General features: G+C 69.0%; 19 protein-coding genes. 13 read left to right on the top strand and 6 right to left on the bottom strand.

All coding sequences use genetic code 11. The annotated features are described in order from the left end of the window. Positions 1 to 14: 14 nt before the first annotated feature. Positions 15 to 968 (top strand): class I SAM-dependent DNA methyltransferase, encoded by a 954-nt coding sequence (locus ACFQ4G_RS12825; protein ID WP_238206081.1) that lies wholly within the window; start codon positions 15 to 17, stop codon positions 966 to 968. 190 nt (positions 969 to 1,158) lie between these two features. Further along, entirely contained in the window at positions 1,159 to 1,884 is a 726-nt protein-coding gene (locus ACFQ4G_RS12820) for a YoaK family protein (protein ID WP_238206079.1), read from the top strand. Here the strand turns inward: ACFQ4G_RS12820 and arfB are convergent, their stop codons facing one another. Together arfB and ACFQ4G_RS12810 are read right to left on the bottom strand one after the other, a co-directional pair. Continuing rightward, positions 1,885 to 2,307 (bottom strand): alternative ribosome rescue aminoacyl-tRNA hydrolase ArfB, encoded by a 423-nt coding sequence (arfB, locus tag ACFQ4G_RS12815; protein ID WP_238206077.1) that lies wholly within the window; start codon positions 2,305 to 2,307, stop codon positions 1,885 to 1,887. Between the two features lie 31 nt (positions 2,308 to 2,338). Then, positions 2,339 to 2,617 carry a BolA family protein gene (locus ACFQ4G_RS12810; protein ID WP_238206075.1) on the bottom strand — a complete coding sequence of 93 codons (279 nt, stop codon included), beginning with the start codon at positions 2,615 to 2,617 and terminating at the stop codon, positions 2,339 to 2,341. 140 nt (positions 2,618 to 2,757) lie between these two features. Here ACFQ4G_RS12810 and ACFQ4G_RS12805 point away from each other — a divergent pair, with 140 nt between their 5' ends. The 7 genes from ACFQ4G_RS12805 (at position 2,758) to ACFQ4G_RS12775 (ending at position 9,359) form a co-directional block, all read left to right on the top strand. Further along, positions 2,758 to 3,390 carry a J domain-containing protein gene (locus ACFQ4G_RS12805; RefSeq protein ID WP_238206073.1) on the top strand — a complete coding sequence of 211 codons (633 nt, stop codon included), beginning with the start codon at positions 2,758 to 2,760 and terminating at the stop codon, positions 3,388 to 3,390. A 233-nt stretch (positions 3,391 to 3,623) separates the two neighbouring features. Further along, positions 3,624 to 4,607, top strand: a complete 984-nt coding sequence (gene cobS, locus ACFQ4G_RS12800; protein WP_238206070.1) for a cobaltochelatase subunit CobS — start codon at positions 3,624 to 3,626, stop codon at positions 4,605 to 4,607. A 20-nt stretch (positions 4,608 to 4,627) separates the two neighbouring features. Further along, entirely contained in the window at positions 4,628 to 5,125 is a 498-nt protein-coding gene (locus ACFQ4G_RS12795; RefSeq protein ID WP_238206068.1) for a DUF29 domain-containing protein, read from the top strand. A 6-nt stretch (positions 5,126 to 5,131) separates the two neighbouring features. Beyond that, positions 5,132 to 7,036, top strand: coding sequence for a cobaltochelatase subunit CobT (gene cobT / locus ACFQ4G_RS12790; protein WP_238206066.1), 1,905 nt, complete (start codon positions 5,132 to 5,134; stop codon positions 7,034 to 7,036). Between the two features lie 215 nt (positions 7,037 to 7,251). Continuing rightward, positions 7,252 to 7,728, top strand: coding sequence for a BLUF domain-containing protein (locus ACFQ4G_RS12785; RefSeq protein ID WP_238206064.1), 477 nt, complete (start codon positions 7,252 to 7,254; stop codon positions 7,726 to 7,728). Positions 7,729 to 7,981: 253 nt separating this feature from the next. Continuing rightward, positions 7,982 to 8,896, top strand: coding sequence for a cobalamin B12-binding domain-containing protein (locus ACFQ4G_RS12780; protein WP_238206062.1), 915 nt, complete (start codon positions 7,982 to 7,984; stop codon positions 8,894 to 8,896). A 40-nt stretch (positions 8,897 to 8,936) separates the two neighbouring features. Then, complete coding sequence (locus ACFQ4G_RS12775) at positions 8,937 to 9,359, top strand: BLUF domain-containing protein (protein ID WP_238206061.1); 423 nt, start codon at positions 8,937 to 8,939, stop codon at positions 9,357 to 9,359. A 49-nt stretch (positions 9,360 to 9,408) separates the two neighbouring features. Here ACFQ4G_RS12775 and ACFQ4G_RS12770 read toward each other — a convergent pair whose 3' ends face one another. From ACFQ4G_RS12770 to rpmB, 4 genes are all read right to left on the bottom strand, one after another. Further along, positions 9,409 to 9,969 carry a TetR/AcrR family transcriptional regulator gene (locus tag ACFQ4G_RS12770; protein WP_238206060.1) on the bottom strand — a complete coding sequence of 187 codons (561 nt, stop codon included), beginning with the start codon at positions 9,967 to 9,969 and terminating at the stop codon, positions 9,409 to 9,411. Positions 9,970 to 9,991: 22 nt separating this feature from the next. Next, the gene (locus ACFQ4G_RS12765) at positions 9,992 to 10,465 is read right to left on the bottom strand and encodes a nuclear transport factor 2 family protein (protein WP_238206059.1); all 474 of its coding nucleotides are present in this window, start codon (positions 10,463 to 10,465) and stop codon (positions 9,992 to 9,994) included. A 78-nt stretch (positions 10,466 to 10,543) separates the two neighbouring features. Next, positions 10,544 to 11,473: an AEC family transporter gene (locus ACFQ4G_RS12760; protein ID WP_238206058.1), complete on the bottom strand. Its 930-nt coding sequence runs from the start codon at positions 11,471 to 11,473 to the stop codon at positions 10,544 to 10,546. Between the two features lie 143 nt (positions 11,474 to 11,616). Beyond that, on the bottom strand, positions 11,617 to 11,922 hold the full coding sequence (rpmB, locus tag ACFQ4G_RS12755) for a 50S ribosomal protein L28 (protein WP_018046086.1): 306 nt from the start codon (positions 11,920 to 11,922) through the stop codon (positions 11,617 to 11,619). 310 nt (positions 11,923 to 12,232) lie between these two features. Here rpmB and ACFQ4G_RS12750 point away from each other — a divergent pair, with 310 nt between their 5' ends. From ACFQ4G_RS12750 to ACFQ4G_RS12735, 4 genes are all read left to right on the top strand, one after another. Beyond that, the gene (locus ACFQ4G_RS12750) at positions 12,233 to 13,138 is read left to right on the top strand and encodes a DUF3108 domain-containing protein (protein ID WP_238206057.1); all 906 of its coding nucleotides are present in this window, start codon (positions 12,233 to 12,235) and stop codon (positions 13,136 to 13,138) included. A gap of 39 nt (positions 13,139 to 13,177) precedes the next feature. After that, positions 13,178 to 13,747 (top strand): STM3941 family protein, encoded by a 570-nt coding sequence (locus ACFQ4G_RS12745; RefSeq protein ID WP_238206056.1) that lies wholly within the window; start codon positions 13,178 to 13,180, stop codon positions 13,745 to 13,747. Further along, the gene (locus tag ACFQ4G_RS12740; protein ID WP_238206055.1) at positions 13,747 to 14,094 is read left to right on the top strand and encodes a hypothetical protein; all 348 of its coding nucleotides are present in this window, start codon (positions 13,747 to 13,749) and stop codon (positions 14,092 to 14,094) included. Before ACFQ4G_RS12745 ends, ACFQ4G_RS12740 begins: the two co-directional genes overlap by 1 nt. Positions 14,095 to 14,175: 81 nt before the next feature. Further along, positions 14,176 to 17,316: helicase-related protein (locus ACFQ4G_RS12735; RefSeq protein ID WP_379040328.1), on the top strand; the 3,141-nt coding region annotated here is incomplete at its 3' end.

The raw sequence follows: 17,316 nt of genomic DNA, 5'->3' as shown, positions 1-17,316 counted from the left end.
TATAGGGCACCCGCATGAACCCGCGAGCGCGCACCTCCCTGCAGAACAGCTCCGGCGACCTCCTCGCCGACCGGCGCTACGCCTATGCCGAGGCCTGCCTCGTCGAGGGCGATGCGGCGGGCGCGGCCGAGATGGCCGAGCAGACCCTGGAGATCGCGCCGCGTTATGCCGCGGCCTGGTTCCTTCTCGGAAGGGCCCGCGAGGCGCGCCACCTCGCCACGCGGGACGCCGCCGACCACCATGCCGCGCTGAGGGCCTACGGCAACGCCCTCGACCTCGATCCGCACGACGAACTCGGGGCGCGGCTGCGCCTCGTCCAGATCGGCGAGGGCGCCGCCCTGGGCTCGATCTCGCCGGCCTATATCCGCGCCCTGTTCGACGGCTACGCCCCGCGTTTCGAGCGCCACCTCGTGGACGACCTGCACTATCGCGGGCCGGACCTGCTGGTGAAGGCCCTCGATGCCGTGGCCGCCGCGCCCGGGAGCTTCGGCGACGTGATCGATCTCGGCTGCGGGACCGGCCTGATGGGCGAGGCGCTGGCCGGCCGCGCCCGCACCCTCACCGGCATCGATCTCTCGCCCGGCATGCTCGCCGAGGCGGCGCGGGGCAAGCGCTACCACCGTCTGGTGGAGGGCGATCTCGGACAGGCGCTGACGGAGGAGGCAGCGGAAAGCGCCGACCTCGTCGTGGCGGCGGACGTCTTCATCTATGTGGGCGGCCTCACCCGGGTGATGGCGGAGACGGCCCGCATCCTGCGGCCCTCGGGCCTCGTCGCCTTCACGGTGCAATGGGCGGAAGACGAAGGCCTAACCCTCGGGGCCGATGCCCGCTACGCCCACGGCGAATTCTATCTCCGGCGGGTGGCCGACGAGGCGGGCCTCGAGATCCTGACGCTCGATCCGGCGGTGATCCGGCGCGAGCGCGGGATCGACGTGGCGGGACGCATCGCGGTGTTGCGCAGAGGCTGATCCGGCCGGGCTTAATCCCATTGTGCACGATCGGGTTGAACCGAAGCGGTTCGCCGTGTGTTGCAAGGCACGGCACTCCCCCACCGATGCCCATCGACCGCACGCGAGCGGTTCCACCGCCGCGTTCGATCGGTAAGGTCCGGGCTCATCCCCATCCCGAACGTCCCTTCGAAGGAGCATGTGCAGACGCATGGCCGACAAGTCGTTTCCCGCGAGCCCGAGCACGCGCATACCCTTCGCCCTCGCCCTTTCGGGCCTGGCCGGATGCACCGATTCCATCGGCTTCCTCGAATTCTCCCAGCTCTTCATGTCGTTCATGAGCGGCAACACCACGCGCTTCGGCGTGTCGGTGAGCAAATTCGACTGGGAGAGCACGGCGCGGGTCAGTTCGGTCATCGTCGTGTTCTGCTTCGGCGCCTTCATCGGCACGCTGATCGCGGCCTGGGTCGGGCGCTGGCGCCTCTCGGTGCTGCTGCTGCTGCAGGCGGTGCTCCTCGCCGTCGGCCTGGTGATGCCCTACGGCACGTTCGCCTGGCCGCTCCACGTCTATCCGATCGTCCTGGCGCTGGGGCTGCAGAACGCGACGCTGCAGGACGAGGCCGGGCGCAGCCTCGCCCTCACCTACGTCACCGGCGCGGTGGTGCGCTTCGGGACCGGGCTCGCCAACCTGCTGATGGGCAAGGTCGCGCCCTCGTTCTGGCTGCAGGCCCCGCTCTGGGGCGCCCTGAGCACCGGCGCGGTGGTCGGCGGCTTCCTGCAGACCCATTACGGCGAGGATGCCTTCCTGTTCCCGGCCGCCCTGGCGGCGCTCCTCGCCCTCGTCGCCATCGCGCTCACGATCCTGAAGCCCGGCAGCGCCTACGTCACCGGCGCCGAGGAGTATCACCCGCCGGACGCGCAGGGACCCGTGAAGTAGTCAGTCTCCGCCGCCGTCGCCGCGCAGGCGCTTGGTGGCGCCGCGGCGGGATTTGTCGTCGAGGCGGCGCTTCTTCGAGGCGAGGGTCGGCCGCGTCGCCCGGCGGGGTTTGGGCGGCACCGCCGCCTCAGCGACGAGGGCGGCGAGGCGCTCGCGGGCATCGGCCCGGTTGCGGTCCTGGGTCCGGAACTGCTGGGCCATGATGACGATGACGCCGTCCTGCGTCAGCCGCCGCCCGGCGAGGCGCATGAGGCGCACCGCCACCGCGTCGGGCAGGGATTGCGAGCGCCGCGCGTCGAAACGGAGCTGGACCGCCGTCGAGAGCTTGTTGACGTTCTGTCCGCCGGGCCCGGAGGCGCGCACGAAGGTCTCGTCGAGCTCGGCCTCGTCGATGGCGAGATGCGGGGTGCATTGCAGGGCCATCGCCACCATATCCCTCGGGTGCCGGGCGGGTTCAGGCCGCCTCGGACGGCGCCTTCGCCTTCACGGCGAGGGCGTGGAGGCCGCGCTTGAAGGCCTCGTCGAGGAGGCCGTTGACGATGCGGTGGCGCTCCACCCGGCTCTTGCCCTCGAAGGCGTCGGAGACGATCTCGACCCGGAAATGCGTCTCTCCCTCGGGGCGGGAACCGGAATGGCCCGCATGCAGGTGGGATTCGTCGACCACCACCAGGGCCTGCGGCGCCAGTTGCGTGCCGAGCGTTCCGGTGATCCAGTCCTTGAGCGTGTCGGCCATCGTTTCCTCGCGTCTTTCGTCTCTGAAGTCCGGTCCGGAAGCGCCCGGAGGCTCCGGGGTCGTCAACCCCCGATCTCAGCATGCGTCATCAGGCCCGCCGCTCTTGTGTCTCGGACCCGCCCTCTCATAATCGCCCCACCATGGATCTCAACTCGCGCCTGTTCGACAGCATCCGCATCAAGCGCAAGCCCACCTGCGACGAGCCCAAGGCTGCGTCCCAGACGGGCTGCGAGACGCCCGGCTGCACCAATGCCGGTCTCTACCGCGCTCCCAAGGGCCGCAAGGAGGAGGGGCAGTACTGGCGCTTCTGCATCGACCACGTGCGCGCCTACAACGCCACCTACAACTACTTCGACGGCATGAACGACGCCGCCGTGCAGGCCTACCAGAAGGACGCCGTGATCGGGCACCGCCCGACCTGGGCGATGGGCGTGAACCCGGCGACGCGCACCGGCGCCGCCAAGCCGGGCGAGGCCAAGCGCGACTGGGCCTATGTCGACCCCCTCGACATCCTGCGCAGCGAAGGCGTCGGCGAGACCGCGCGCCGGGCGAAGCCCGAGCCGCGCCGTCCGAAGCTCTCGGTGGCGGCTCTCAAGGCCCTCGACGTCCTCGGCCTCGACGAGAACGCCGACACCGCCGCCATCAAGGCGCAGTACAAGGTGCTGGTGAAGCGCTTCCACCCCGACGCCAATGGCGGCGACCGCTCGTTCGAGGAACGCCTGCGCGACATCATCCGCGCCCACGACACCCTGCGCGCCGCCGGCCTGTGCTGAGCCGAGCGCTCCCGGACGGCACGATCGATGCACGTTTTTGCAAATGACCCGCGGTGAGTTGCGGCAATCGGCGCGGGAGGCCCTATATCGAGCTTTCGCACCCCTTGGCGTCCGCCGACGCAGCCTTTTAAAGGTGGCATGCCACATCCTGCCTCCCGCAGGAGCCCGCAATGGCCACCGTGACACAGCCGCGAGCCCGGCCCCTGCCGAAGCCCGCCTCGACGAGGTCCCGTATGCTCTCTGACGACACCCAAGCCGCGCTGCCCGACCGGATGGTCTCCGTCCGCGAGGCCTTCGGCATCGACCTCGACCTCAAGGTGCCGGCCTTCTCGCGGAGCGAGGAGCACGTTCCCGATCTCGACCCGGACTACATCTTCGACCGCGAGACCACCCTGGCGATCCTGGCGGGCTTCGCCCGCAACCGCCGCGTCATGGTCACCGGCTATCACGGCACCGGCAAGTCGACCCATATCGAGCAGGTCGCGGCCCGCCTGAACTGGCCCTGCATCCGGATCAACCTCGACAGCCACGTCTCGCGCATCGACCTCGTCGGCAAGGACGCGATCGTGGTGAAGGACGGCAAGCAGATCACCGCCTTCCAGGACGGAATCCTGCCCTGGGCGCTGCAGAACAACGTGGCCCTGGTCTTCGACGAATACGATGCCGGGCGCCCCGACGTGATGTTCGTGATCCAGCGCGTGCTCGAAGTCTCGGGACGCCTGACGCTCCTCGACCAGAAGCGGGTGATCCGCCCCCACCCCGCCTTCCGGCTGTTCGCCACCGCCAACACGGTGGGCCTCGGCGACACGTCGGGCCTCTACCACGGCACCCAGCAGATCAACCAGGGCCAGATGGACCGCTGGTCCATCGTCACCACGCTCAACTACCTCGCCCATGACCGCGAGGTGGACATCGTCCTGTCGAAGGCGGTGCACTATCAGAGCGACGGCGGCCGGGACATCGTCAACCGCATGGTCCGGGTCGCGGATCTCACCCGCAACGCCTTCATGAACGGCGACCTCTCCACCGTCATGAGCCCGCGCACGGTGATCACCTGGGCCGAGAATGCCGACATCTTCCAGGATATCGGCTTCGCCTTCCGGGTGACCTTCCTGAACAAGTGCGACGAACTCGAACGCACCCTGGTGGCGGAATTCTACCAGCGCGCCTTCGGCAAGGAGCTGCCCGAGAGCGCGATGAACGTGGCGCTGAGCTGAGGATCGACGCGGAGGACGCGATGGGTGAGCCGGCTCTGAAGGGTGAACCGACCGGAGAGGGACCAGTCCCTACCGGTCGGACGCGCTATGAGGACGATCTCTACACCTGGGTTCAGGAGCAGGTCGCCTTCCTCAGAGCGGGTCGGATCGATGCGCTCGATCTCGATCTTATCGCCGAAGAGCTAGGCGACGTGGGTAGGGCACAATACGATCAGTTGGAAAGCGCCCTGCGAGTCCTGCTCATGCACATGCTGAAGTGGGACCAGCAGCCGGAGATGCGAACCCCGAGCTGGATCTACTCCATCATGGAGCAGCGCCGACGCTACGCACGCCTGATCAGGACGAATCCCGGACTGAAATCGTCTCTCGATGAAATCCGGGACGGCATCTACCCGATCGCCCGCAACTGGGCAGCGGACGAAACCCATCTCTACGGGAGTGAATTCCCCGATACCTGCCCCTACCCCTGGGACGACATCCTGAACCGCCCCTTCGAGCTCGACTCAGTGAAGAAATAATTCGGCATGGCCATCTCGAACCGCAAAGCCGGCGAACGCCGGGAGCCCATCGCCGAACCGCTCAAGCGCTCGGTGGCCGGATGCCTGCGCGCCATCGCCAAGCGCTCCGAGATCGAGGTGGTCTATGCCAGCGACCGCCCGGCGCTCACCGGCGACAAGGCGCGCCTGCCCGAGCCGCCGCGCAAGCTCACTGCGGAGGATGTGGCGATCCTGCGCGGGAATGCCGATTCGATGGCGCTGCGCCTCGGCTGCCACGATGTCGCCGTGCATCGCCGCCTCGCCCCGGAGAATGCCGGCGCGCGCGCGGTGTTCGACGCCGTGGAACAGGCCCGGGTCGAGGCCATCGGCTCGCGCCGCATGTCCGGCGTCGCCTCGAACCTCTCGGCGATGCTGGAGGACCGCTACCATCGCGGCGGCAAGTACGAGGACATCACCGACCGGGCCGACGCCCCGATGGAGGACGCCGTCGCCCTGATGGTGCGCGAGCGCCTGACCGGGGAAGCCCCGCCGAAGGCCGCGCGCAGGATCGTGGACCTGTGGCGCTCCCATATCGAGGAGAAGGCGGGCACCAATCTCGACGGCCTCATCGGCAATATCGAGAACCAGCGCTCCTTCGCGCGCTCGGTCCGCGAGCTCCTGTCCTCCCTCGACATGGCGGACCAGACGCCGCTGGACCCCGAGGACGACGACAACGAGGACGAGAACGAGGGGCAGGACGACGACCAGACCCCGAGCGAGGGCGAGGCCGAGGAGCAGTCGCAGGGCGACAAGTCCGAGATGGAGACCTCCGAGGAGGCCTCCGACGAGTTGCAGGACGGCGCAACGGAAGCCGCGGATGCGCCCTCCGGAGAATTGCCGGACGAGGCCGAGAACGCGGAATCCGAGGAGGCCTCCGAGGCCAAGCGCCCGCCCAACACCCGGCCCAACGAGCCGCGCGGCCCCGAATACAAGGTGTTCAACCCGCGCTTCGACGAGATGATCGATGCCGAGGACCTGTGCGACGCCGACGAACTCGCGCGTCTTCGCACCTATCTCGACAAGCAGCTCGCCCATCTCCAGGGCGTGGTCGGCCGCCTCGCCAACCGCCTGCAGCGCCGGCTCCTGGCGCAGCAGAACCGCGCCTGGGAATTCGACCTCGAAGAGGGCCAGCTCGATCCCGCCCGCCTCGTCCGCGTGATGACCGACCCGTTCCAGCCGCTCTCGTTCAAGCGCGAGAAGGACACCAACTTTCGCGATACGGTGGTGACCCTGCTGCTCGACAATTCGGGCTCCATGCGCGGCCGCCCGATCACTGTGGCGGCCACCTGCGCCGACATCCTGGCGCGGACCCTGGAGCGCTGCGGCGTGAAGGTGGAGATCCTGGGCTTCACCACCCGTGCCTGGAAGGGCGGGCAATCGCGCGAGGCGTGGCTGGCGGCGGGCAAGCCGAACGCGCCGGGCCGCCTCAACGACCTGCGCCACATCGTCTACAAGTCGGCGGATGCGCCGTGGCGCCGGGCGCGCAAGAATCTCGGGCTGATGATGCGCGAGGGGCTGCTCAAGGAGAACATCGACGGCGAGGCCCTGGACTGGGCGCACAAGCGCCTGCTCGCCCGGCCCGAGCAGCGCAAGATCCTGATGGTGATCTCGGACGGCGCGCCGGTCGACGATTCGACCCTCTCGGTCAATCCGGGCAATTATCTCGAGCGCCACCTGCGCTGGATGATCGAGGACATCGAGACCCGCTCGCCGGTGGAACTCCTCGCCATCGGCATCGGCCACGACGTGACCCGCTACTACCGCCGCGCCGTCACCATCATCGACGCCGAGGAGCTCGGCGGGGCGATGACGGAGAAGCTCGCCGAGCTGTTCGAGGAGGATGCCGGCGGTGGCGCCGTGCCGCGGCGCAGGGCTGCGGGCGGACGGCGCTAGTCTCCGCGGTCCGGCTTTAGAAACATGCGTGCGGAAGCGGGATGATCGGCTCGCCGGTCGGCTCTCGACCGGAGACCGGGCGGAGTGTCGGACCCGCCCTGTCCGCGCGACGACCCGGGCGACCGGTCCGGTTTCAAATCGGGTCGGATGCGCTATCGTGCCACTCACGCATTGGGCGGAACGGCCCGTCCTGCATCAATGGAGCTGGTCGACCCATGTTGGACGAATACGGCTTTCTCCGTGGCGCCGAGTTGGACGACGACGCGCTGCCCGCTCTTTATCACTTCGTCTATTGCAGCCGTGCCGCCGACGGCGTCGACGACGCGGAGGTCGGCCGTATCGTCGAGTCGGCCCAGCGCCACAACCTTGCGCGTGGCATCACCGGCGTGTTGGTTTTCGGCAGCGGCATCTTCTTCCAGTGGATCGAGGGGCCGGCCGCTCAGATGCAAAACCTCATCGCGAGCCTGCACGATGATTCACGTCATCACGACATCGTTACGCTGAGCCAGAGCGAGGAGGAGCGGGAGCGTCTCTATCCGAACTGGGACATGGAGAAGGTCGAAGCCGAGGATATCCGCCTCGTCCTGCAGGACGCCCTCGAAAGCACCGACGACAAAGACAATGTCGCGGCACTGACGCGAATAATCCAGCAACTCGACTCGGGCCCCATCCATTCACTTGGACGAAGCTAGTCGAACCAGAGCCCGGTAGCCTTATACCGATCCGGCATCTGCGTCGTGGCCATGATCATCATGGCCGCGAACCTGACGAAAACAAGTGAGGCCGTTTCCGGCTTCCCTTACGGATCGGACGCAAGCCGGATCAGGAATTTTCCTGCAAGCTCCTTTACATTCGTTCTGAGCGGCGTTTTGATGTGCCCAAGAGGTGCACGGAATCGACCGGCAAGCGCCCCCTGCAGAGGAAGAGAGTTCAGGGGAGCGGACCATGTCAAACCTCGCTTCGTCCACCGCTGCGTGGACCGACCCGTCGGCACGTCAGGCTGGTTGGGTCTCGGAAGCTCGGCTTGCATATGCGCGCAAGCGCACGGCCGAGGAAAGCCGGCTGCGCGCCCTGGCTCTCAGCCGCATCGTCGAAACGGACATCATCCCTCGGTTGAAGCTGCTTCACCCGCAGCTCGCGCCCGCGGCGAGCGCTCCGCTCGCCAAACCCGATGCGCAGCAGGTCGAAGCCTTCACGCAGCTCCTCCTCGGTTCGGACCTCGCGGCAGCCTCTGACGCCGTCAGGGATCATCTGGCCAAAGGCTACTCCGCCGAGAGCATGTTCCTCGAACTTCTGGCGCCCGCCGCGTCCCTGCTGGGACGCTTGTGGGACGAGGATCTCTGCGACTTCATCGAGGTGACCGTGGGCGTCGCTCGCCTCCAGCTGCTCCTCTCGCAATACAGATCCGAACCAAAGGTGTCCTCCCACGACGAGCGCCGCTCCGCACTGTTGATGGGCGCGCCGGGCGAGCTGCACACGTTCGGAGTCGCCGTCGTCGAGCAGTTCCTGCAGGTCGCCGAATGGCAGGTCGTGAGCGGCCTGGCGTCCAGCCCCGATCAGATCTCGAGCCTCGTCGGTTCCACCTGGTTCGACGTCGTGGGGCTGACGCTCAGCTGCGAGACGCGCCTCGACGGGCTGACGGCCTCGATCCGGTCGATCCGCGACGTCTCACGCAATCGTTCGGTCGGCATCATGGTGGGCGGCCCCGTCTTCCTCGACAAGCCCGAACTCGTCGAGCGTGTCGGAGCGGACGCATCGGCCGTCGACGCACCGACGGCCGTGCTGCTGGCTCAGAGGCTCCTCGACATCAGTCGCGAGACCGGGCTTCGCCCCGATACGAAGGCCGCGGCCTCGGCGTGACCCCGGAGTTTCAGACCTAACTCGATGTGAGGCTGATGCAATGAACCTCGTGCAGCTCATCTATGCGTCCCGTCCGTTCGGGTTCGATCACTCTGCCCTGGACAGCATCCTCACCCAATCGCGGCGCTGCAATACGCGGGACGGTCTGACGGGCGCTCTGATCTGTCGTGGAGACATCTACCTCCAGCTTCTGGAAGGCGAGGCGGACGCCATCGATGCGACGTATGCGCGGATCCTCAGGGACGATCGACATCTCGAGATCAATCGCCTGTCCTATGAGGTCGCGACCAAGCGTCTTTTCCCGGCCTGGGCCATGCGGAGCGATCCCGCACGCTCCTGGATGTGGTCGCAGGACGAAGTCGCCAACGGGGCTGCAACTCGGGCGTCACCGGAACAGGTGCTCGGGATTTTCCGACGTCTCGCCGCCGAGCCGGCCGAACGGCCTCAGCTCACCATCGTATGATGTGCGATCGGACTGGGGTGGAAGCGGGCACCCCGCCATCGGGGGTCGCCTACACCGGCACCAGCCGCTCCTCCAACCGTGCCAGCATCCGGCCGAACAGCGCCGGATCGTCGAGGGCGCGGGCGAGGACGAGACCGCCCTGAATCGCCAGGACGGCGTCTTCGGCGAGGGATTCCGCCTCGGCGGCCGGACGTCCCGCACGGATGAGCGCCTGCGCCAGGGCCTCCCGCCAATCCCGGAAGTAGCCGCCGATCCGGTCCGCGAACCCGTCGCGCCCCTCGGTGAGGGCGAAGGCGCCGACGAGACAGACCCGGCGGCCCGAGCGGAAATAGGCGTCCGTCTCCGACAGCATGAGTCGGATGGCCGCCCCCGGATCGGGATCGTCGCGCAGGGGAGCGTAGATGCGCGCCTCGAACCAGCCGCCGATGGCGTCGAGGACGGCCTCCGCCATCTCGGCCTTGCCGCCGGGGAAGGCGTGGTAGAGGCTGCCCTTGCCGAGGCCGGTGCGGGCTCCGATGAGGGCGAGGCTCGCGCCCTCGTAGCCGTATTCGCGGAACACTTCGGCGATGGCGGGGATCGCGTCCTCCCGCGATCCCGGCTTCTTCGCCATCGCCTTTCTCGTCACGTCCCCGTCAGAGCCCGAGATCGGTGAGGCCGGGATGGTCGTCGGGGCGCGGCGCGCTGCGGTCCCAATGGAACTTGCGCTCCGATTCGGAGATCGCGAGGTCGTTGATGCTGGCATGCCGGACGGACATCAGGCCGTTGGCGTCGAACTCCCAGTTCTCGTTGCCGTAGGCGCGGAACCACTCGCCCGCCGCATCGTGGAATTCGTAGGCGAAGCGCACGGCGATGCGGTTCTCGGTGAAGGCCCAGATCTCCTTGATGAGCCGGTATTCGTGTTCCTTCGCCCATTTCCGGGTCAGGAACTCGACGATGGCGGGACGGCCCGAGAAGATGTCGGAGCGGTTCCGCCAGCGGCTGTCGGCGGTGTAGGCCAGGGAGACCTTCTCCGGGTTGCAGCCGTTCCAGCCGTCCTCGGCGGCGCGGACCTTCCGGATCGCGGTCTCGCGTGTGAAGGGGGGCAACGGCGGACGGGATTCGGACATCGGCTCGGGCTCCTGCGAGGTTCTGTACCGATCGGTACAAACAAGAAGCCTTCCGGTCAAGCCGTCACGGCACGGGCGTCAGGCGTGCCCGAGGATCGCCAGCCAGGCGATGGTCGTCGCGGCGGCGAGCAGGGTCGAGAGCATGACGGCGGCGGCGATCAGCCCGGTCTCGGTCTTGTAGCGGGCGGCGAGCAGGTAGGAGTTGATGCCCACCGGCATCGCCGCGAACAGGGTCGCGACGCCGGCATAGGCGGGCGGCATGGTGAAGACGTGGAAGGCCAGGACCCAGACCGCCAGCGGATGCAGGACGAGTTTCAGGCTCGTCACCACCATGGCGCCGGGCAGGTCGTGCAGCACCCGGTAGCGCACGAGGCCGGCGCCGAGCGCGATCAGCGCGCAGGTCGAGGCCGTGCCGGCGAGCGCGTCGATCAGCGACTTGACCATCCCGCCCGGCGCGAGGCCGAGGCCTTTCAGGCACAGGCCGAGCATCAGCGACAGGAAGATCGGGTTGCGGAAGAGGACGCGGCCGAGCCCCTTCAGGCGCTGGAGCACGCTCTGCTGGCCGTCCGATTCGATGAGGAAGGTGGCGCAGCCCATCATCAGCGGCAGGTGGATGGCGAGCAGCATGAAGAGCGGAAAGGCGCCCGCATCGCCATAGGCCTGGAGGATCATCGGCACGCCGATGAAGATCGTGTTCGACTGGCTCGCGGCGAATCCGTGCAGGATCGCGCCCGTGCGCCCGACGCCCTCGCGGCGCAGGCCGATCAGCGAACCGACGAGCCAGGACAGGCCGGCCCCGCCGAAATAGCTGAACCAGTACGACCAGGTGATCTCGCCCGAGAGACCCGGCCGCGTCAGCGTCGCGATGATCAGCGCCGGCACCGCGATGGCGAAGACGTATTCGGAGAGGCCGTCGCTGACCTTTTCCGACAGGAATCCGGCCAAAGCCGCGATCCAGCCGATCAGGATGAGTCCGAAGATCGGGGCGATGAGCGACAGCACCGTCATCGTGGGGAGCCGGATGGGATGGAGGGTCGAACCAACGCGAACGGCCGCCGCATGCGCGATGCATGCGGCGGCCGTTCACGATGAGGCAGAGATCGGCGTGATCGAAGCGGGCCTACGGCCCGGAGCTCCGATCGGCGCGGCCCTTAGGCGGCGGCCGGGGTCTCGACTTCGGCGAGCTTCTTGTGCAGCTCACGCTTGATCAGGCGGGCGGTCTGCGACAGCTCGATCTCGCGGGCCTTGATGAGGAAGGCGTCGAGGCCGCCGCGGTGCTCGACCGAGCGCAGGGCATGGGCCGTGACGCGCAGGCGGACCCGGCGCTTCAGGGCGTCCGACTGCAGCGTGACCTGGCACAGGTTCGGCAGGAACCGGCACTTGGTCTTACGGTTCGAGTGGCTCACGAGGTGGCCGGTCTGCACGGCTTTGCCCGTGAGTTCGCAACGGCGCGACATTGTTCTAAATCCCGTCTCGTTCCGCGTCTGACCGGGCGATGGCGGAAGACCGGTCGCAACGCGCCACGGGCCTCACGCACGCCAAACCCCAGCCGAGCGGCGTCTCATTGAAGGCGCGAGCCTATAGGTGACGGGTGGGGCCTCCGTCAAGGGAGCGCCGTCCTTTTGCGCATCGAAAGGGCCGCGGACCGTCCCCTCGCCGGCGCGGTCGAACGATGTGTTAACCATGAGCGGGGACGATGGCGGGACAATGCCACCCGGTGTCTCCCGCCGCGCGGTCTCAAGCCTTGGAACCCCAGAGCCCCACGCCATGTGCGCCACGCGCCTCCTCCGCGCCAGCCTCCTCGCCGCCATCTGCGTGATTCCCGCATCCGAGGGATCCGCGCGCGCCAGGTCGGGCGCTTCGAAAGCCGCCGCCCCCGCGACGGTCACCGTCGATTACGGCATCGCGCTCGCCGGGATCCCCATCGGCACCGCCCAGGTCTCCGGCCTGTTCGAGAGCGCCCGCTACCGCATGGACGTCTCGGCCCGCCTCACCGGCCTCGTCGGCGCGGTGACCGGCGGCATGGGCTCGGCCCGGGCCAGCGGCCTCATCGCCGAGGGGCCGCAGCCGAGCGCCTTCGCCATCTCCACCAAGACCTCGAATTCGGGCATCGCCGTGCGGATGGCCCTGGCGCGCGGCAACGTCACCCAATCGGAAGTGACGCCGCCCCTCGTCGACATGGGCGACCGGGTGCCGGTGACCCCGGCCAACAAGCGCGGCATCGTCGATCCGGCGAGCGCCCTGATGATGCCGGCGGTGAGCCGCGGCGAGCTCACCGACCAGGCCAATTGCAACCGTACCATCCCGGTCTTCGACGGCGCGACGCGGTTCAACGTGGTGCTCAGCTACGGCGAGACGCGCACCATCGAGAAGCCCGGCTATGCCGGCCCCGTCCTCGTCTGCAACGCCCGCTACCAGGCCATTGCCGGGCACCGTCCCGACCGGCCGGGCGTGAAGTTCATGGAGGACAACCGCGACATGTCGGTGTGGCTCGCCCCGGTGGAGGGCACCCGCGTGCTGCTGCCGGTGCGGATCGCCGTGCGCACGACGCTCGGCACCAACATCATCGAGGCGACCCGGTGGAACCGCGGCGGGGCACAGACCGTCACCGCCCGCGCAGCGGACGGGCAGGCCTCGGGCCCGGTGGTCCAGGCGACCCTGGTCGATCAATAAGAGCGTCTCCGGCAGCCCGGGCGGGGATCGTCTGAAACCATGGACGGGCAAGGCGTGGACGGGCAAGGCGTGGACGGGCAGGTCGATATCGCGGTCTCGCGCCTTCGCTCGGCGGGGCTGTTCCTCATCGCCCTGGGGTTCACCGTCGCCAGCGCATGGATGCTCCATGCGCGGCCCGAGACGCGCGGGCATCCGATGAAGCCCGGCGGCTACACCGAATTCATGCTGTGGCTCGGGCTGATCTTCTTCGGTGCGGCCAGCCTCGTCGGCGCACCCCGGATGTTCCGCACGGGCACGATGGTATCCGTCGGCCGCCGCGGGATCTTCGACCGGCGCCTGTCGACGGACTGGATCCCGTGGGACGCGATCGACGACATCCGGTCGATCACGGTGGGGCGCCAGCGCTTCATCGCCCTGCGCCTCGTTCCGGAACGCGAGGGCGGGCTGCCGCTCCTCGCCCGGCGGCGGAAAGGCGCACGTTTCGCGGGGCTCGGCCCCAACGGCTACGCGCTCGGCGCCAACGACCTGGAGGGCGGCTTCGCTTCACTCCAGGACGCCCTGTCGCGCGCGACCGCCTGGCGCGACGCTCCCGGCCTCGGACATCGCTGATGCGTCGCCCCCTCCTCACGCTCGGCATCTGTCTCGTTCTGGCCGGCCCGTTCGCCGGTCCGGGCCATGCCGGCGGGTTGACGAGCGACCTCTCGCCCTGCGGCGGCGATGCCTATTCCTCCGCCGAGGTGATCGAGGGCCGCCCGAAGCGGCGCGGCCCCCTCATCGCCATGCCCGACACGCTCTGCGCCGATCTCGCGCCGCAGCGGCCGCCGAACCCGGTGGAGATCTACGTCGATCCTTATGGCCACCGGGGCGGTGGCTATCGTGGCGGTGACGCCCCATATGGCGGGGAGACGCAGCGTGGGACCCGGCCGCCCGGACGGCCCCTGCGCGGCGGCGACTGACACCAGGGCGGCCCTCTCGACGGGCCGTTCCAGAGAACCCCGCCGCCGGCCTCTTTCGCCGAAGGGACCCGCTCCTCAGACATGACGCGCCGCTCCCTCCCCCCGCAGGCCCGCTCGCGCGGCGTCACGGCGGTGCTCGGGCCGACCAATACCGGCAAGACCCATCTCGCCATCGAACGGATGCTCGCCCATCCGACCGGGATGATCGGGCTGCCCCTGCGCCTGCTGGCGCGGGAGGTCTACCTGCGCGTGGTCGCAAGGGTGGGGGCGGAGCACGTCGCCCTCGTCACCGGCGAGGAGAAGATCAAGCCGGACCGGCCGCGCTACTGGATCTCCACCATCGAGGCGATGCCGCGCGACCTCGACGTCGCTTTCGTCGCCATCGACGAGATCCAGCTCGCCGCCGACATGGACCGCGGCTACGTCTTCACCGATCGCCTGCTGCACCAGCGCGGGCGCGAGGAGACGCTGCTCATCGGCTCCTCCACCATGCTGCCCCTGGTGCAGTCGCTGATTCCCGGCGTGCACACCACCACCCGCCCCCGCCTGTCGAAACTGACCTATGCGGGCGAGAAGAAGCTCGGGCGCCTGCCCCGGCGCACGGCCATCGTCGCCTTCTCGGCGGAGGAGGTCTACGCCATCGCCGAGCTGATCCGGCGCCAGCGCGGCGGGGCCGCCGTGGTGCTCGGCGCGCTGTCGCCGCGCACCCGCAACGCGCAGGTGGAGCTCTATCAGTCGGGCGACGTGGACTACCTCATCGCCACCGACGCGGTGGGGATGGGCCTCAACCTCGACGTCGACCACGTCGCCTTCGCCGCCAACTGGAAGTACGACGGCACCCGCTTCCGCCGGCTGACGCCGCCCGAGATGGGCCAGATCGCGGGACGCGCCGGGCGACACCTCTCCGACGGTACCTTCGGATCGACGGGGCGCTGCGCCCCGTTCGACGCGGAGATGATCGAGGCGCTGGAGACCCACGATTTCGAGCCGCTGCGGATGCTGCAATGGCGCAATCCCGATCTCGACTTCGCCTCGCTGAAGGCCCTGCAGGAAAGTCTGGACGAGCATCCCCACGAGAAGGGCCTCACCCGCGCGCCCATGGGCGAGGACCAGTCGGCCCTCGAAATCCTGATGCGCGAGGACGACATCCGCGACATGGCCGCCACCCCCTCCACCGTGAAGCGGCTGTGGGACACCTGCGGCGTGCCGGATTACCGCAAGGTCCATCCCCAGACCCATGCCGATCTGGTGGCCCAGCTGTTCCGATTCCTGATGAAGGGCATGGCCGGGCGCATCCCGAACGACTGGTTCGCCAAGCACGTGGCGATGATCGACCGCACCGACGGCGACATCGACGCCCTGTCCCAGCGCATCGCGCAGGGGCGGACCTGGACCTTCGTCGCGAACCGTCCCGACTGGCTGATTGATCCCGTCCATTGGCAGGGCGAGACGCGTCGGGTAGAGGACAGGCTGTCTGACGCCCTGCACGAGCGCCTTGCGAGCCGTTTCGTCGATCGGCGCACCAGCGTCCTGATGCGGCGCCTGAGAGAGAATACGATGTTGGAAGCTGAGATCACCGCCGGCGGGGACGTTACCGTCGAGGGCCAGCATGTCGGCCATCTGCACGGGTTTCAGTTCGTCGCCGACCCGGGCGCGGAAGGCCACGAGGCCAAAACCCTGCGCAGCGCCGCCGAAAAAGCGCTCGGCGGCGAGATCGAGGCGCGCGCCGAGCGCTTCTCGGCCGCGGCGGATTCGTCGCTGGTCCTGTCCCATGACGGCATCATCCGCTGGACCGGAGACCCGGTCGCCAAGCTGACGCCCGGCGACAAGCTGTTCGAGCCGCATGTGCGGCTGCTCGCCGACGAGCAGCTCACCGGCCCCGCCCGCGACAAGGTCGAGACCCGGCTGGTCGCCTGGCTCAAGGCCTATGTCGTCCGCCTTCTCGGCCCGCTGATCGAGATCGAGACGGCCGCCGACCTCGTCGGCCTCGCCAAGGGCATCGGCTACCAGGTGGTGGAATCGCTGGGCGTGCTGGAGCGCTCGAAGGTGATGCACGAGATGCGCACCCTCGACCAGGAGGGCCGCGGGGCGCTTCGCCGCCACGGCGTCCGCTTCGGCGCCTATCACATCTTCCTGCCGGCCCTGCTGAAGCCGGCGCCGCGCACACTGGCCGCCCAGCTCTGGGCGCTCAAGAACGGCGGCCTCGACCAGCGCGGCCTCGACGAGATCGCGCATCTGGCCGGCTCGGGCCGGACCTCGATCAAGGTCGATCCCGAGATCGCCAAGGGCCTCTACCGCGCCGCCGGCTTCCGCGTCTGCGGCGAGCGCGCCGTGCGCGTCGACATCCTCGAGCGTCTCGCCGACCTGATCCGTCCGGCGGTCACCTACGTGCCCGGCACCACCCCCGGCGAGGCGCCCGCTGGCACCGCCGATGGCGATGCCTTCGTCGCCACCGTCGGCATGACCTCGCTGGTCGGCTGTTCGGGCGAGGATTTCGGCTCGATCCTGAAATCCCTCGGCTACGCGCCCGAGACGCGTCCGGGCCCCGCCATCACCGTGCCGCTGCGGCCGGCCGCATCGACGCAGCCCATCGCGCCGACGGTCATCGCCTCCGACGAATCCGGCCCGGCCTCCGACGTGTCGGCGCCGGCGAGCGAGGACGACACGCCGGCCGAGACCGCCGAGGCGCCCGCCGATACGGCGCAAGCCTCCGTCGCGGAAGCCTCCGTCGCGGAAGCTTCCGTTGCGCAAGCTTTGGCGCCCGAAGGAGAGCCGGAACCCGCCATAGCGGCGGAACCGGCCGAGGAGACCACCGCGGAGGAAACCCCGGCCGAGGAAAACCCGGCCGAGGTCGCGGAAGCTCCGCCGGAAGCCGCGGCCGAGCCGGCGGAAGCCGATGGCGAGGCGGAGGCGGCACCCGTGCCGGTCGCGGAATCGGCGGCCCTCGCCGGTCTCCCGGACGCACCGGCCGAGGAAGCGGCTCCGGAGAGCACGGCTCAGGAAACGACGACCGAAGAAACCACCGCAGACGAACCCGCGACCGAGACGGGAGGCGAGGCCGCCCCGGCGGAACCCGTGGTCGTCGAGGTGTGGCGCATGCAGCGCCAGCAGCGCAGCTCCGCCCCGCGGCAGAATCGCCCGCGCGGAGGCCGCGACGGTGCGGGTGCCGGCAACCGCGCTCCCGGCGAAGGCCGCCAGGACCGTCGCCCCGCCCATGCCGGC

The organism is Methylobacterium marchantiae (assembly GCF_042679825.1).
Classification (GTDB): Bacteria; Pseudomonadota; Alphaproteobacteria; order Rhizobiales; family Beijerinckiaceae; genus Methylobacterium; species Methylobacterium marchantiae.
Note: the sequence above shows the minus strand (reverse complement) of the source record. Positions and strands in the feature narration are given on the sequence as shown.

Coding starts and splice junctions, on each gene's coding strand:
- cobS (WP_238206070.1), top strand. CDS start 3,624: ATGCTCTCTGACGACACCCAAGCCGCGCTGCCCGACCGGATGGTCTCC.
- ACFQ4G_RS12785 (WP_238206064.1), top strand. CDS start 7,252: ATGTTGGACGAATACGGCTTTCTCCGTGGCGCCGAGTTGGACGACGAC.
- ACFQ4G_RS12760 (WP_238206058.1), bottom strand. CDS start 11,473: ATGACGGTGCTGTCGCTCATCGCCCCGATCTTCGGACTCATCCTGATC.
- ACFQ4G_RS12750 (WP_238206057.1), top strand. CDS start 12,233: ATGTGCGCCACGCGCCTCCTCCGCGCCAGCCTCCTCGCCGCCATCTGC.
- ACFQ4G_RS12825 (WP_238206081.1), top strand. CDS start 15: ATGAACCCGCGAGCGCGCACCTCCCTGCAGAACAGCTCCGGCGACCTC.
- cobT (WP_238206066.1), top strand. CDS start 5,132: ATGGCCATCTCGAACCGCAAAGCCGGCGAACGCCGGGAGCCCATCGCC.
- ACFQ4G_RS12820 (WP_238206079.1), top strand. CDS start 1,159: ATGGCCGACAAGTCGTTTCCCGCGAGCCCGAGCACGCGCATACCCTTC.
- rpmB (WP_018046086.1), bottom strand. CDS start 11,922: ATGTCGCGCCGTTGCGAACTCACGGGCAAAGCCGTGCAGACCGGCCAC.
- ACFQ4G_RS12775 (WP_238206061.1), top strand. CDS start 8,937: ATGAACCTCGTGCAGCTCATCTATGCGTCCCGTCCGTTCGGGTTCGAT.
- ACFQ4G_RS12795 (WP_238206068.1), top strand. CDS start 4,628: ATGGGTGAGCCGGCTCTGAAGGGTGAACCGACCGGAGAGGGACCAGTC.
- ACFQ4G_RS12740 (WP_238206055.1), top strand. CDS start 13,747: ATGCGTCGCCCCCTCCTCACGCTCGGCATCTGTCTCGTTCTGGCCGGC.
- arfB (WP_238206077.1), bottom strand. CDS start 2,307: ATGGCCCTGCAATGCACCCCGCATCTCGCCATCGACGAGGCCGAGCTC.
- ACFQ4G_RS12810 (WP_238206075.1), bottom strand. CDS start 2,617: ATGGCCGACACGCTCAAGGACTGGATCACCGGAACGCTCGGCACGCAA.
- ACFQ4G_RS12745 (WP_238206056.1), top strand. CDS start 13,178: ATGGACGGGCAAGGCGTGGACGGGCAAGGCGTGGACGGGCAGGTCGAT.
- ACFQ4G_RS12770 (WP_238206060.1), bottom strand. CDS start 9,969: ATGGCGAAGAAGCCGGGATCGCGGGAGGACGCGATCCCCGCCATCGCC.
- ACFQ4G_RS12805 (WP_238206073.1), top strand. CDS start 2,758: ATGGATCTCAACTCGCGCCTGTTCGACAGCATCCGCATCAAGCGCAAG.
- ACFQ4G_RS12780 (WP_238206062.1), top strand. CDS start 7,982: ATGTCAAACCTCGCTTCGTCCACCGCTGCGTGGACCGACCCGTCGGCA.
- ACFQ4G_RS12765 (WP_238206059.1), bottom strand. CDS start 10,465: ATGTCCGAATCCCGTCCGCCGTTGCCCCCCTTCACACGCGAGACCGCG.